This is a genomic window from Streptomyces luteolifulvus (assembly GCF_008806595.1).
GTDB classification, from domain to species: Bacteria; Actinomycetota; Actinomycetes; order Streptomycetales; family Streptomycetaceae; genus Streptomyces; species Streptomyces luteolifulvus.
This window is the reverse complement of the sequence record NZ_VZRB01000075.1, coordinates 1-13,969: the sequence shown is the minus strand read 5'-3', so window position 1 is coordinate 13,969 and position 13,969 is coordinate 1. Positions and strand designations below refer to the sequence as shown.

8 protein-coding genes are annotated in these 13,969 nt (G+C 71.9%); 4 read left to right on the top strand and 4 right to left on the bottom strand.

The genetic code is table 11. From position 1 onward, the window contains the following. Positions 1-123 precede the first annotated feature (123 nt). Complete coding sequence (locus F7R91_RS41270; protein ID WP_150958948.1) at positions 124-1,548, bottom strand: MFS transporter; 1,425 nt, start codon at positions 1,546-1,548, stop codon at positions 124-126. A gap of 726 nt (positions 1,549-2,274) precedes the next feature. Here F7R91_RS41270 and F7R91_RS41265 point away from each other — a divergent pair. Beyond that, positions 2,275-4,404, top strand: a complete 2,130-nt coding sequence (locus F7R91_RS41265) for an asparagine synthase-related protein (RefSeq protein WP_150958946.1) — start codon at positions 2,275-2,277, stop codon at positions 4,402-4,404. A gap of 93 nt (positions 4,405-4,497) precedes the next feature. Here F7R91_RS41265 and F7R91_RS41260 read toward each other — a convergent pair whose 3' ends face one another. Further along, complete coding sequence (locus F7R91_RS41260; RefSeq protein ID WP_150958944.1) at positions 4,498-6,570, bottom strand: sigma-70 family RNA polymerase sigma factor; 2,073 nt, start codon at positions 6,568-6,570, stop codon at positions 4,498-4,500. Between the two features lie 301 nt (positions 6,571-6,871). Beyond that, positions 6,872-7,669 (bottom strand): TetR/AcrR family transcriptional regulator, encoded by a 798-nt coding sequence (locus F7R91_RS41255; RefSeq protein ID WP_150958942.1) that lies wholly within the window; start codon positions 7,667-7,669, stop codon positions 6,872-6,874. A 374-nt stretch (positions 7,670-8,043) separates the two neighbouring features. Here F7R91_RS41255 and F7R91_RS41250 point away from each other — a divergent pair, with 374 nt between their 5' ends. Beyond that, a complete protein-coding gene (locus tag F7R91_RS41250) occupies positions 8,044-9,411 on the top strand; it encodes an NAD(P)/FAD-dependent oxidoreductase (protein WP_150958940.1) in 1,368 nt (455 codons plus the stop codon). A 342-nt stretch (positions 9,412-9,753) separates the two neighbouring features. After that, on the top strand, positions 9,754-11,403 hold the full coding sequence (locus F7R91_RS41245; RefSeq protein ID WP_150958953.1) for an ATP-binding SpoIIE family protein phosphatase: 1,650 nt from the start codon (positions 9,754-9,756) through the stop codon (positions 11,401-11,403). A gap of 167 nt (positions 11,404-11,570) precedes the next feature. Here the strand turns inward: F7R91_RS41245 and F7R91_RS41240 are convergent, their stop codons facing one another. Continuing rightward, positions 11,571-12,848, bottom strand: a complete 1,278-nt coding sequence (locus F7R91_RS41240) for an MFS transporter (protein ID WP_191971889.1) — start codon at positions 12,846-12,848, stop codon at positions 11,571-11,573. Positions 12,849-12,971: 123 nt separating this feature from the next. On the opposite strand from F7R91_RS41240, the gene F7R91_RS41235 reads away from it, so the two are divergent. Continuing rightward, the gene (locus F7R91_RS41235; protein WP_150958938.1) at positions 12,972-13,523 is read left to right on the top strand and encodes a MarR family winged helix-turn-helix transcriptional regulator; all 552 of its coding nucleotides are present in this window, start codon (positions 12,972-12,974) and stop codon (positions 13,521-13,523) included. The last annotated feature ends 446 nt before the right edge of the window (positions 13,524-13,969 follow it).

The window sequence follows — 13,969 nt, the reverse complement described above, 5'->3', positions numbered from 1 at the left end:
CCCGGCAGGTCTCCCACACATCCGGCCCGACCATCTCCCCGGCCCATTCCCCCTGCATGCTCACAAGACTGGCCCCGGACCACCCGGTCTGGGGCCAGAACGCAAAAGATTTTCAGCAGCCTTCTAGGCGGGAGTCATCAGAAGGGGCCGTGCCCGCTCCCGCAGCTCCACCACCCGCGGTTCATCACCGTACGGCTCCAGCCGATGAAGGAGATCCTTCACATACTCGGTCGTACGCGCCGACGAGATCCGCCCCGCAACCTCCACCGCCCGCACCCCCTGCTCGCACGCCGCGTCCAGATTGCCCGACTCCAGCTCGGCGACCGCCGACACGACGAGCCGAAGCCCGTGCGAGCGCACGAACTCCTCCGTCGGCTTCGACAGCGCCTGCTCCGTGAAGCGGCGCACCTGGCGCGGAGCCTTCAGATCGCGGTAGCACTCCGCGGCGTCCGCGGCGAAACGGTCGTACGAGTAGAAGCCGAGCCAGGACGGGTCGTTGTCGCCCTCGCGGGACCGCTCCAGCCACCCCTCGGCCGCCTTCAGGGCCGCACCGGCCGCCTGGGCGTCCCCCGCGCGCGCGTGCGCGCGTGCCTCGACGAGGCGGAAGAAGCTCATGGTGCGCGAGGTGGCCAGGCCGCGGTTGCGTTCCAGGGCGGCCTGCGCGAGGTCGACCCCCTCGTCGCCGAAGCCGCGGTAGGTCGCCTGCAAGGACATCGACGCCAGGACGTACCCCCCGAGGGGCACGTCGGCGGCTGCACGCGCTAGACGCAGGGCCTGGATGTAGTAGCGCTGGGCGGCCTCCTGCTGGCCCGTGTCGAAGGCCATCCAGCCGGCGAGGCGGGTGAGCTCGGCGGAGGCGCCGAACAGGGCCCGGCCGACCTCGTCGGAGTAGGAGCCGAGCAGCAAGGGGGCGGCTTCCACCCTCAAGCACTCCGGCACCATCGACGAACGCCAGTCGCCGCCTCCGTACTTGGAGTCCCAGCGCCTGGCGTCCTCCGCTGCCTCCCGCAGCTTCTGCACATCGCTGTGGCCGACTTTGAGCGGTGCGCCGGAGCCCTCGGACGGGTTCGCCTCGCGCGCCACCGAGCTGTCGGCCGGGGTTATCAGCCACCGTGAGGCGGGCGTTGCGTATGCGCTCACCGCGAATGATCCGGCGAGCGACTGCCAGATGCCGCCGGAGCCGGCCCGGCGTCCGGCGAGGTCGAGCCGGTACAGCTCCGTCGCCGAGCGCACGGCCTGGCCGACGTCCCTGGGGAAGGCGAGGCCCACTTCGGGGGCCGGGTCCGCGTCCGCCAGGCCGATCTCGTGGAGCGGCACCGGGCGGCCGAGCTTCTGCCCTATCGCGGCGGCGATGAGGTGCGGCGCGGCGCCCTGCGGCACCATGCCCTTCGACACCCAGCGCGCCACCGACGTCTTGTCGTAGCGAAGAGTCAACCCGCGTTGAGCACCAAGGTCGTTGACGCGTCGTGCGAGTCCTGCGTTGCTGATTCCCGCGAGGGCGAGAACGGCGCCGAGTTTTTCGTTCGGCCCGCGTTGCTCCCTGGACATGCGCCACCCCTCGACACAGACGGCTGCCGCGCTGGCATAACCACGCGGCATTCGTAAACCCAGCGTAGTTCGCCGCATCCCTTGCGTTAAGAGGCATTCTTCCGGATGGCGGGATTGTGGTCCGTACTCAAGTGCGGGCCCGCGACGGTGCGTTGCGGCGTGCTCCCGCCGTGGGTCCGTGCGCCCGTCCGTGCGCTCTTCTCCGGCCACCTGGAGAGCGCTTCGATGGGCCTGCGTGGGTCGGCCCGCTGTACTGGATCCAGTGGGCTGGGGGACACCGCCGCCTCCATCCCCGCGGGCGGCGGAACGGTCCGGGGGGCGGACTCCGCCTCCCGGGCTGCGCGTCGGCCGTGCGGCGGGCGGAGCATGTACGGAGCGTGTGCACCGCTGTCCCGCCGCCGCCGATTTGGCTGAAAATCGACCCAGCTCTTCGCGGGCGATCAGCCCTCCCACCATGGAACTTGAGGGCGCGTTAGGGGTTTAGGGGGAGCGAACCGGGGGCGCATTCAGGTCGCAGCCCTTCCCCGCCGCCACTCGCCGTCCCGCTCGCTTTCCCGCCCACTTTGCTTGCCCCGCCCCGGGGTTCGCCGTGGCACCGGGGCGTTCCCGGGGGCGCATTCCCCGGAGCGGAAGCGGCTCCGTCGTCCCTCTGTGACGCCTCCTTCATGGCAGCATGGTGCCGAGTTCGTACCGTGCCCTGGATGTCCACAGCCTGTGGAGGCGTCGATGCGGTGGTTGGTGGGATGGAGCAGCACCGCCGCGGGGGCCGCCGAGATCGGCGCCGCGGGGGCCACCGGACACGACGGTGAGACCGTGCACCCGGTGGGTTCCCAACTCCTGTGGGGCGACCCCGACCCGCTGTGGGCGGTCGGCGACTGGCGCCCCGACGAGGTGCGGGTCGTCAAGGCCGACGCGCAGAACCGGATCGCCGTCCTCGGCATCTGCGGGGCGACGGACGAGCAGCTGCGCCTCGGACTGGTCGCCGCGCGCGGAGGGGCACTTCGGCATCTCACGGCCTGGCCGGGCAGCTACACGGCCGTCGTCCAGGTGGGCCGCCGCATCACCGTCTGCGGCGATCTCGCGGGCGCGCGCCCGGTGTTCTACACCCCCTGGGCCGGCGGCACCGCCTATGCGACGGCCGCGCTGCCGCTCGCGGACCTCATCGAGGCCAACCTCGACTTCGGACACCTCGCCGCGCTGCTCGCGGCCCCCGACGTCCCGGCCGCGCTGCACGACTCCACCCCCTACGACGGCGTACGGCGCATTCCGCCGGGGCACGCGCTGATCCTGCGCGCCGGGGCGCGAGAGATCGCCGGGTACGAGCCGGTCGCCTCCCTCGCCGTGGCGGCGCCCTCAGCCGACCCGGCCAGCGCGGTCGACGCGGTGCGCGACGCGCTGGTCGAGGCGGTCCGCGCCCGGCTGTCGGCCCCGCGGCACGTCCCCGGCGCCGACATCGACCCCGGTCCCGTGCCCGGCATGGGGCCCGCCGAGCGGCGCGCCGCGCGCGGGATGCCGGTGCCGGGGATCGGCGCCGACCTGTCGGGAGGACCGGCGTCGGCGACGCTGGCGCTGCTGGCCGCCGGACTGCCTGGGATGCCGGGGACCGTCCTGGGCCACGGCACCGGCGCGGGCGAGCGGCTGCTCGCCGTGACCTTCAACGACCTGGCCGTCGGCGGCCGGGAGGCCGAGCTGGAGCGGGCGGGGTCCCTCGCCGCCAACCCCCGTCTGCACCACGTCGTGGTGACCGGCGGCGAGGACACGCTCCCGTACGCCGACCTGGACGGCCCGCTCACCGACGAGCCCGGCCCGTGCCTGGTGACGGCGGCCCGGCACCGCGTGCGGCTCGCGTCCGGCAGTGCGGACCACTTCACGGGCCACGGCGCCCGTCAGGTGCTGGACGCGCACCCGGCCCGCCTGGCGGACCTGTTGATGGACCGCAAGCGGCGCCACCTCGTGCGCCCCGTCGCCGCGCTGGCCAAGGCGGACGGCTCGGTGCTGGTCCCCGCGCGCGTGTACGGCGCGGCCCGGCGGCTGGCCCGCACCCCGTACCGGGCCGGCCTGGACGTTCTCGCCGACCGGCTGCTGCACCGCCTCTTCGACGAACCGGGAGGCGCGGTCGAGGCCTCCCTCGCGTCGCTCACCTGGGCCAGACCCGGGCCGGCAGCGCGCTGGCTGACCGGGGAGGCACTCGCTGAAGTATCGGTTCGCCTGCAGGGGGCGACCCATCGCTCCGGGGTCGGCCCGGGGCAGCGGCCGGGCGACTTCCGCGCGCGTGCGGCACTGGCGAGGCATGCGGCGGACCTGCGTGTGCTGGAGCAGGCCGCCGAGATCCGCTTCCAGCGACTGCACGCTCCGTTCCTCGACAACCAGGTCGTCCGGGCCTGCCGCGAGCTCCCGGAAGCCCTGCGCGTCCAGCCCGGCGCACGGGCCGACATCCTGCGCTCCGTTCTGGAGGGCGCCGGGGTCGGCGACCTCCCGCCCGGTTGGGGCACCCCGTCCCACGGGGCGGCCGCAGCCGCGCGGACCGGGCTGCGGGTGGCCGCGGACTCCCTGATGGACCTGTTCGGCACGCCGCTGCTCGCGCAGGCAGGCCTGGTGGAGGCACGTGTGGTCCGCAAGGCCGTGCGGGCGGCGGCCGAGGGCGAGTCCCTGCCCCTGGACGGCCTCGCGGACCTGGTGTCCCTGGAGCTGTGGCTCGGCCGGCTGCTGGCGCGCAGGGGAACCTGCTGGACGGGCACACCCGCACGCGCGCGTGCGGTACCGGCGGGCATCACCCCGCAGAACGGGATGCTGGGAACGGGCGCCTCCGGCGGCGCGGTGGTGCGGGTACGGCAGGTGGGCGGGACGGGGTCGTAGGGGGCCGCCCGCCGTCGGCACATTTCCTGGCCGACCGAGCCGGGTGGTGGGTCGGCGAAGGCCGGGGGTCCGGGGGCGGAGCCCCCAGCGGCCCTATGTGCAGGTGAACTTCGCCTCGGCCCAGTCCGCGAGGGTCAGCTTGCCGAGGTGGCCGTGCGGCTCCACCACCAGCCGTACGGTCCTGCGGCCGGCAAGGCTCACATGGACGGGCTGGGCCGACTCCCCGCTCTTGAGCAGGCCGGACTTCCACAGCCGTACTCCGTCGGCGTAGACGGAGAAGTGCGCCTTGCCGGGCTTCAGGGTGAGGTCGTCGATGCCGACCAGCGCGTCGTAGGAGGAGCACCGGCGGTTGAGGTCGACGGTCACGGAGGACTCGCCGTGCACGGTCGCGCCGTTCGCATACGGCCGGCCGGCGATCGACATGCCGTACCGCTGCCACAGCCAGCTGCTCGCGCGAAGCCGGATCTCGGGCCGGGTTCCGTCGCCGTGGACGTCGTAGTCCAGCTCGCTCAACGGGTAGACGACCGGAACGGGCGGGGGAGTCGGGGTCGGCGTGGGCGTCGGCTTCGAGGTCGGCTCGGAGGTGGGTGTCGAGCTGGGCTCCGGGGCCTGCGTGGGCGCCGCGGTGGGCCTAGCGGTGGGCGCCGTTCCGGTCGGCTGATCCGGTGGTGTCCCGTGTGGTGCCGTCGGGGCCGGTGCGGACGGCTGAGTGTCCGTCACGGCCGGGGTGTCGCCGGGCCCTGCCGCGATCGCGGGCGGGTTCGGCTCGGATTCGCTCTGCGTCGGCGTGGGAGTGGGGGTGTCCTGGGCCGGCTGCACGACCGGCGAGGACACGGGCGGCTTGGCGTCGGGTCGGTCAGCGCCCCCTTCACCGGCGCCGAGCGCGATCACCACCACCGCCGCGACGCCCACGGCGACCACACCGGCGGCGACACCGGCCTTCACGGCGGCACCCAGCCCCTCAGAGGCCGCCGCACCGCCACCGGCACCCGCCCCGCCGCCACCGACTGCTCCCCCGCCGGCCGCCCCCGTGCCACTGGTCGCAGCCACGGCGCCGGCAACCCCCGCGCCGGCGGAGCCGGCGATGAGCCCCAGCACCTTGGCGTACCCGGTGGCACCGAGCCAGCCGATGACCGCGACCGGTACGACGGCGGGGATACCGCCGGCGACTTCCTTGATCTGGCCCGCGGCCAGCCGGCACTTGACGCACTCGTCCAGGTGCTTGCGCAGTCCCCGTTCGGCGCGGGAGCGCAGGCTGCCGCGGGCGTAGGCGCCGAGCCGGTCGGCGTAGCGGGCGCACTCCCGGTCGCCGGCGAGGGAGGCGCTGACATGGGCCTGGAGGTAGGCCTGCTTGAGTCCCTCGCGGGCGCGGCTGGCGAGCACGCGCGTGCCGTTGGCGTCGAGTCCGAAGAGCGTGGCGACCTCGCTCGGCGACTCGTCCTCGACCTCGGTGTGCCACAGCACGGCCTGCCAGCGCTCGGGCAGCGAGCGGAAGGCCTGCATGGCGAGGGACCGCTCGGCCTCGTGCATCGCGCGTACGTCCGCGCCGAGGCCCTGTGCACCGTCGTCGGACACCTGGGGCCCGCGCTCGGACTGCGCGGCGAACACCGCGAAGTCGTCGACGAGATGCTCCCGTTTCGCGGACTTCGTCCAGCCGGCGGCGACGCGGCGGACGGTGGTGAGCAGGTAGGCGCGTACGGCCTGTTCGGGGCCCGCGCCGCCGCGTACCGCCTGGAGCATGCGGGCGAAGACCTCGGCGGTGAGGTCGTCCGCGGTGTGGGCGTCACGGCAGCAGGTGCGCGCGTACCGGCGAACTGCGGCCGCGTGGCGCCGGTACAGCTCCTCGTAGGCCGAGTCGTCGCCCGCCCGCATGCGCGCGATCAGGTCGGCGTCGGACGGCGCACCCTCCCACAGCGGGGGCAGGACGCCGTCGTCGCGCCGGTCGCGCTGGGCCGGGACGGTGCCCTCCACGGGTTCGCCGCCCTGTGCGGGGATGCCGGCCTCGACGGGCTCGCCGCCCTGCGCCGGAATGCCGCCGCCCTCCGGGAGTTCGCCGCCCTGCGGAAAGCCCGCGCGGCCTCCCTGACTCGGCACCTGTGGCGACGCGGGCCCCCGTGCCTCCGCGTCGCCGTCACCGTGTGACTCGTCCCGCCCGTCAACGCTCATCGCGGAAAGCCCCCGCCGCCTGCCCAACCAGTCCCGAACACCGGGTCAGAGTGCCATATTGGCTTTTGTTCAGGGCAGTGCAGTACGAATCGTGTACTTGTCCGTGATGTATCGCCGTCGCGCGGGACCGGCCGTCACCTGTCCGGATACAGGTCAACTCACCTTCGGTGAAGGAAAGTTGAGCCGACTGCCCGAGATATCTGCAGGGCTCACGGGGTGAGGCCGAGGCGAGGGCGACGCAGCGCCCACGCCTCACAGTCACCTCTTCGAGTCACGCGTCAGCCAAGGTTGACCAACCGGCTCAGGCCGGCCGGGACCGCAGCCCCTCCAGCAGGATGTCCAGCAGCCGCGCCGAAGCCGCCGCCTGCTGTGCCGCGTCCGGCAGCGAGGGCGCCGCGGTGGCTATCACCAGCAGCACGTCCGCCACCGAGACATCGGCCCGCAGCTCGCCCGCCGCGCGCGCCCGCTCCACGAGCTGGCCCACCACCTCGAGCAGCGCCGCCGCACCCTCGTCGTCGTCCGCGGACGACGACGAGGACTGCTCCGGCACCAGCCGCAGTTCGCCGGTAGCCGGCCGGAGCCGCTGAGGCGGCACACGTGTCTCCTCGAACACCGAACCGTCGGCGCTCCCGGCCGCCTCCTCCAGGACCCCGACCCTCAGCACCTGCGGCGGCAGCAGCCGCCCGGCCCCGGAGGCCACCGACGTCCGCAGAAAGCGCGACAGCGCCGACCACGGCTCGTCCTCCTGCCCGAGCGCCGCACGCGCCTGGTCGGTCAGCCGGGAGGTCTCCTCCTCGGCTATGCGCCGCACCAGGACGTCCTTGCTCGGGAAGCGTCGGTACACCGTGCCGACGCCGACCCGCGCGCGCCGCGCCACGTCCTCCATCGGCGCGCCGTAGCCCAGCTCGCCGAAGACCTCGCGCGCCGCACGCAGTACATGCTCCAGATTGCGCTGTGCGTCCACGCGCAGCGGCGCCGTCCGCGAATCCCCGCGTCCGTTGCCCGCCGCGCTCACCGGTCCTGTCATCGGTCCGCCCAACGCCCCGCCACCGGGTGCGATGGCAGACGCGGACGACCAATGAGAGTCCTGAATGTGCATAAGCGTTCCCCCGGTAATGACGTCTCCCCCCGGAGACACTCCCCGCCATTGAAAGCCGGAGCTCGCGGAACAGGCCGGTTCACGGGCCCGCCCGTCGCGGACCCGAAGGCGCATCCCCCTACACCCCGTCGACACACGAACATAGTTGAGTGAGGGTCAATTCAGAAGGGGCAGGTTCCGCACGGAGCGCCCCCCGATCGGACTACGGGTCGTATACATCCCGATTGATCCCCCTCCCGATCCTCCTCACACACCCGCTGACCTGCGCTCATTGCCGGTACTCGGACAATTCGGCCAACCATGGCGGCGGCGAACCAGTGGTCACACAAATTGCCGGGGCTGTGGACAAACGCGAGCGCCGGGTGCGTCATGGGATGGTGAAGGAACGTGCGCGCATTCTCGTTGTCGGCGGTGGCTACGTCGGGATGTACACGGCCCTGCGTCTGCAGCAGAAGCTGAAACAGGAACTCAGGCGGGGCGAGGCCGAGATCACGGTGGTCACACCCGACCCCTACATGACCTATCAGCCGTTCCTTCCCGAGGCGGCGGCCGGTGCCATCTCCCCCCGCCATGTCGTCGTACCGCTGCGCCGTGTCCTCGGCCAGTGCCGGATCGTCATCGGCGAGGCGCGGTCCATCGACCACGCCAAGCGCACGGCCACCCTCACCACCCTCGCCACGGAGGAGGAGGGAACGGGCCCGCAGCAGATCACGTACGACGAACTGGTCCTCGCGCCCGGCTCGATCTCACGCACCCTGCCCATCCCCGGCCTCGCCGAGCACGGCATCGGCTTCAGGACCGTCGAGGAGGCCATCGGCCTGCGCAACCACGTCATCGAGCAGATGGACATCGCCTCCTCCACCCGCGACCCCGCCATCCGGGACGCGGCCCTCACCTTCGTTTTCGTGGGGGGCGGATTCGCCGGTGTGGAGGCGCTCGCCGAGCTCGAGGACATGGCCCGCTACACCACGCGCTACTACCACAACATCAAGGCCGAGGACATGAAGTGGATCCTCGTCGAGGCCTCGGACCGCATCCTGCCCGAGGTCGGCGAGGAGATGGGCCGCTACACGGTCACCGAACTGCGCCGCCGCAACATCGACGTACGCCTGAACACCCGTCTCGACTCCTGCGCGGACCGCGTGGCCGTCCTCAGCGACGGCTCCCGCTTCCCGACACGTACGCTCGTGTGGACGGCCGGCGTGAAATCCCATCCGCTCCTCGCCGCCACCGACCTGCCCCTCACCGAACGCGGTCGGCTGAAATGCACCCCCGAGCTGACCGTCGAAGGCGTCACGCACGCGTGGGCCGCGGGAGACGCCGCCGCCGTCCCCGACGTCACCGCCGAGGAGCCCGGCAAGGAGACCGCGCCCAACGCCCAGCACGCGGTGCGCCAGGCGCGCGTCCTCGGCGACAACATCGTGCACTCCCTGCGCGGCGAACCCCTTGAGACGTACGCGCACAAATACGTCGGCTCGGTGGCCTCCCTGGGCCTGCACGAAGGCGTCGCGCACCTCTACGGGCGCAAGCTGAAGGGCTACCCCGCCTGGTTCATGCACCGCGTCTACCACCTCAGCCGGGTGCCCACCTTCAACCGCAAGGCCCGCGTGCTCGCCGAATGGACCCTGTCGGGGCTTTTCAAGAGGGAGATCGTCTCCCTCGGTTCACTCGAACATCCCCGTGCGGAGTTCGAACTCGCGGCCGGTGGAAAGCCTCGTACCGACCCGAAGGGGTCGTCCTGACCGGACCGCGGAACTCCACGAGCGGGGAAGGCGTCTGACGGATGTCGGCCCGGTCGGCCGGACTGCCAGACTGGTACCCGGCCCCCCGGCCAAGGCGAAGGACGGGCCCCGTCCGCCCTTCAAACCGATTCGAACCCTTCGACACCCTTCGACATCCTTCAAACCCATTCGTACCAACAGGCTTTCCCCCAGGCTTTCCCCACTGTGCTGCACCCCCGGTGGCGCCACTCCCCGGTCCCTCGGCCGGGCCCGGAGCCGGCCGAAGACGCCGAGAACGCCGAGAACGCCGAGAACGCCGAGAACGCCGAAAACGCCGAAGACAACGACACGAGGCAAGGATTCGTGAACTTCACGCGCTGGAGCGCCCGGCTCCCCGGAACGCAGCGCCGCGCGGCAGCGCGGACCGAACACCCGGTCCCCCCGGACCGGCTCGGGGACGGCTCCGTACCCGCGGCCCGCGCAGAGCGACCGACCGGTGAGGCACCCGCCGTGCCCGCCCTCGACGAACTGCCCGTGCGCGAGGTCCTCGACCGCGTCCCCGCCCTCGTCGCCCTCGTCCACGGCCCCGACCACCGCCTCGCCTACGTCAACGACGCCTATGTCGCGGCCTTCGGCGCCCGTCCGATCGGCGCCCCGGCACGCGACGCGCTCCCGGAACTCGACGAACTCGGCCTGCTCCCGCTCCTGGACCAGGTGCTGCGCAGCGGCAAGCTCCGCACGATCAAGTCCCGCAAAGCGCCCGGCGGCCGCTCCTACAGCTTCACCTGCACCCCGGTCACCGACGGCGCCTGCGGCGGACGTGCCGTTCTCGTGTTCGCCACCGACGTCACCGACCACGCCGAGGCCGCCGAACGCCTCAGAGCCAGCGAGCGCCGCCAGCGCGAAACCGCGGTCACGCTCCAGCGCTCCCTGCTCCCCCAGGAACTCGAACAACCGGACGACCTGCGTATCGCCGCCACATACCAGCCGGGCGGCACGGAAGCCGCGGTCGGCGGCGACTGGTACGACGTGATCACACTCGGCGGCGGCCGCACGGCACTCGTCATCGGCGACGTCATGGGCAGAGGCGTCCGCGCCGCCGCGGTCATGGGCCAGCTCCGTACGGCGGTCAGGGCGTACGCCCGCCTGGACCTCCCCCCGCACGAGGTGCTCCAGCTCCTCGACGGCCTGGCCACCGAGATCGACGCCAACCAGATCGCCACCTGCGTGTACGCCGTCCACGACCCCAACGAGGGCCGGCTCGTGTACGCCTCCGCCGGCCATCTGCCGATCCTCGTCCGCGACGAGAACGGAGCAGTCCAGCGCGCCGACGAACCCACCGGCCCGCCCCTGGGCACCGGCGGCTGGATCCACTCGTCAGGCTCGATCGCACTGGGCCCGGGTTCGACGGCGGTCCTCTACACGGACGGCCTGGTGGAGCGCAGGAACGAGGACCTGGACGAGGGCATCGCGGCACTGGAGGCAGCGCTGGCGGGCGCCACGGGCACGCCCCAGGTGATCTGCGACCGCCTGGTGCGTTCCGCCGGAGTGACGGCGGACCACGACGACGACGTGGCCGTCCTCGTCCTCCAGCACCCCGCCCGTACGGGCCCGGACGGCGACCTCTTCCGCAACGCGGCGCTGGAACTCCTCGGCGGTGTGGAGGCGGCCCCACGCGCGCGTGCGTTCGCCTCCGGCGTGCTGACCAGCTGGCGCTTCCCGCCCGACCTGCACGACCTGGGCGTCCTCGCCGCGAGCGAGCTGGTCGCCAACTCCCTCCAGCACGGCACCCCGCCCATGCGGCTGCGCCTGCGGCGCACCGACCGCCGTCTGATCATCGAGGTCACGGACGGCGACGACCACCTGCCCCGGCGCCGCCGCGCGGAACCGGGGGACGAGTCGGGCCGAGGCATCGCCATCGTCGCCACGATCGCCTCGGCGTGGGGCTCCCGCAGGACACCGGGGGGCGGGAAGGCGGTGTGGTGCGAGTTCGTGCTGCCGGGGGTGAAGTGACTCGCTTGGCCGAGAGGCGGGCGTTGTCTTCAGCCTCCGGGGTTTGACGCCTTTCAGCCCCTCCGGCGTTTGAGGAGCGGGGGTCCAGGGGGCAGAGCCCCCTGGCGGGGTCGAAGGGGCGGAGCCCCTGGGGATGGGACGGGTGGGGGCGGCGGGGGCGAGAGAACTCAGGCGTGCGCCCGAGCGTGCCCCGCCGCCGACGCACGACCCTGCGCCACCACCCGGCTCTTCGCCGCCCACGGCTGATCCTGAGCCGGAGTAAGCCGCCGCCCCAGCCGCACCGCAAGCACACTGATCCCCAGCGAGAACAACAGAAACGTCACGACATACGGCGCATGCAGCGAGGCCCCCATCGGCCCGCCCACTGCCGGCCCCACAGCCAACGCAAGCTGCTTCACCAGCGCGAACGCGGAGTTGTACTGCCCCGCCATCCCCTCGGGCGCAAGATCCGCGACCAACGGCGCAACCGTCGGCGACAGCATCGCCTCACCCAGCCCGAACAGCGCATACGTCGACACGAACGCCGCCGTCGCCATCTCCCGGCTGCCGTGCCCGAGCCCGGCGTACCCGGCCACGCCCCACGCCACGGCCCAGAGCAGCCCGACCGCCGCGATCACCCGCGACCGCCTGCGCCGCTCCACGAACTTCAGCACGGCGAACTGCGCGACCACGATCATCGCCGTGTTCGCGGCGAGCGCCGTACCCAGAGCGGACGTCGAGATCCCGGCCGCCTCGACACCGTACGCACTCAGCCCCGATTCGAACTGCCCGTAGCAGGCGAAGAACAGCACGAACCCCAGCACACACAGCTGCACCATGGCCCGATTGCCCATCAGCTGCTTCCTGCTGCCCCGGCCCGACCGCCCCGGCGCGTCCTCGATCCGCGGCGAGTGCGGCATCCGCACCGTCGCCATCACCACGACCAGCACCAGGAACATCGCCGCCTCGATCGCGAACAGCAGCGTGAACGACGCGGCGCTGTTGGTGTCGACCAGATGCCCGCCGATGAGTCCGCCGACGCCGAGTCCGAGGTTCTGCAGGAAGAACTGCATGGCGAACGCACGCGAGCGCGTGTCGGCGGTCGAGCAGTCGACGATCGTCGTCGCCAGCGCCGGCTGCATCACGGCCTGCCCCGCCCCGAGCGCGGCCGCGGACAGCAGCACGGCGGCCGCGCTGCTCGCCAGGCCCAGGCTCAGCGAGCCGATCGCGGCAGTGACCAGAGCGGCGAGCAGCACCGGAAGCGGCCCCCGCCGGACGATGGCCCGCCCGGCGAACGGCAGCACGACGAGCGCGGCCACGGCGAAGACGGCGAGCACGAGACCCGCCGTCATGGCTCCCAGTCCCCGCACCTGCGCCACATAGACGTACAGGTAGGGGACGGTGAAGCCGAGCCCGAACGCGCTGAGTGCGTTACCCACGTGGATCCGGCGCATCGCTGCGCCCATCGCCCTAGTCACGTTCACCTCTCTCAAGTAGTTAGGTCTGAAGAGTTCGAAGCTAAAGTTCGAACCTAAAGAGTATACATAGAAGGACTTCAAGGCCAAGCAGGGTCATGCGATACTTCGTTCATGGGCGACACCCCCGGCACGGTCGGTGAACCGACACTCGAAGAGCAGATCGCCGCCTACCAGCGCGAGTTCCAGGACCTCGACCCCCAGGTCGAGCAGATCGTCTCGGCGCTCTCCCGTCTGAACCGCCGTATGAACGTCGCCTACGGCCGTCAGACCGCCGCCCTCGGCATCAGCAACGCCGAGTGGGAGGTCCTCAAGGCCCTTGTCCTCTCCGGCGCCCCCTACCGCATGGGCCCCAGCGAGCTCGCCAAGCGCCTCGGCCTCACGCCGGCCGCGATGACCCACCGGATCGACCGCATGGTCGCCGAGGGTCTGGTCACCCGGGAGCGCGACGAGTCCAACCGCGTCCGTGTGATCGTGGAGCTGACCGTCGAGGGCCGCGAGAAGTGGCTGGAGGCGATGAGGCTGGCCACGGTCTTCGAGGAGGACCTGCTCCAGGACCTGTCCCCGGAGGAACGGACCACGCTCGGCGACGTCCTCACCCGCCTCCTGCGCAGGGTGGAGTACGCGCAGCCGGATGCCGGCGGACGCCTCAGCGATCTCGACTGAGACCGCACGAAAAGATCTTGACAGGCGCTGCTTGACAGGCCTTGGCGGGATCCGTAGAGTTCTTCGGGTTGCCGCGGAGCTATGCGGTTCTCCGGGCGACACCTCCCGCCGCACCAGCGGCATTTCAAACCATCAGCACGATCTCCCCACGGGGTGAATTCGGTGTGCCCGAATTATTCCCTTGGGGCTTGGCACCTCGATTAGGAACTGCCGAGAGGATCCGCTAAGGTTTGAAACGTCGGAACGGCCCAACGGCCGCGAGGACAAATCCCGCTGACTGGGAGTCAGGCCTGAAAGGATCTGATAGAGTCGGAAACGTAAGACCGAAGGGAAGCGCCCGGAGGAAAACCTGAGAGATGGTCTCGGGTGAGTACGAAGGAAGCGTCCGTTCCTTGAGAACTCAACAGCGTGCCAAAAATCAACGCCAGATATGTTGATACCCCGTC

Excerpts from the sequence above, each read along its gene's own strand:
- F7R91_RS41235 (WP_150958938.1), top strand. The coding sequence starts at position 12,972 with ATGGGCGACACCCCCGGCACGGTCGGTGAACCGACACTCGAAGAGCAG.
- F7R91_RS41270 (WP_150958948.1), bottom strand. The coding sequence starts at position 1,548 with ATGTCCAGGGAGCAACGCGGGCCGAACGAAAAACTCGGCGCCGTTCTC.
- F7R91_RS41260 (WP_150958944.1), bottom strand. The coding sequence starts at position 6,570 with ATGAGCGTTGACGGGCGGGACGAGTCACACGGTGACGGCGACGCGGAG.
- F7R91_RS41240 (WP_191971889.1), bottom strand. The coding sequence starts at position 12,848 with ATGGGCGCAGCGATGCGCCGGATCCACGTGGGTAACGCACTCAGCGCG.
- F7R91_RS41255 (WP_150958942.1), bottom strand. The coding sequence starts at position 7,669 with ATGCACATTCAGGACTCTCATTGGTCGTCCGCGTCTGCCATCGCACCC.
- F7R91_RS41250 (WP_150958940.1), top strand. The coding sequence starts at position 8,044 with ATGGTGAAGGAACGTGCGCGCATTCTCGTTGTCGGCGGTGGCTACGTC.
- F7R91_RS41265 (WP_150958946.1), top strand. The coding sequence starts at position 2,275 with ATGCGGTGGTTGGTGGGATGGAGCAGCACCGCCGCGGGGGCCGCCGAG.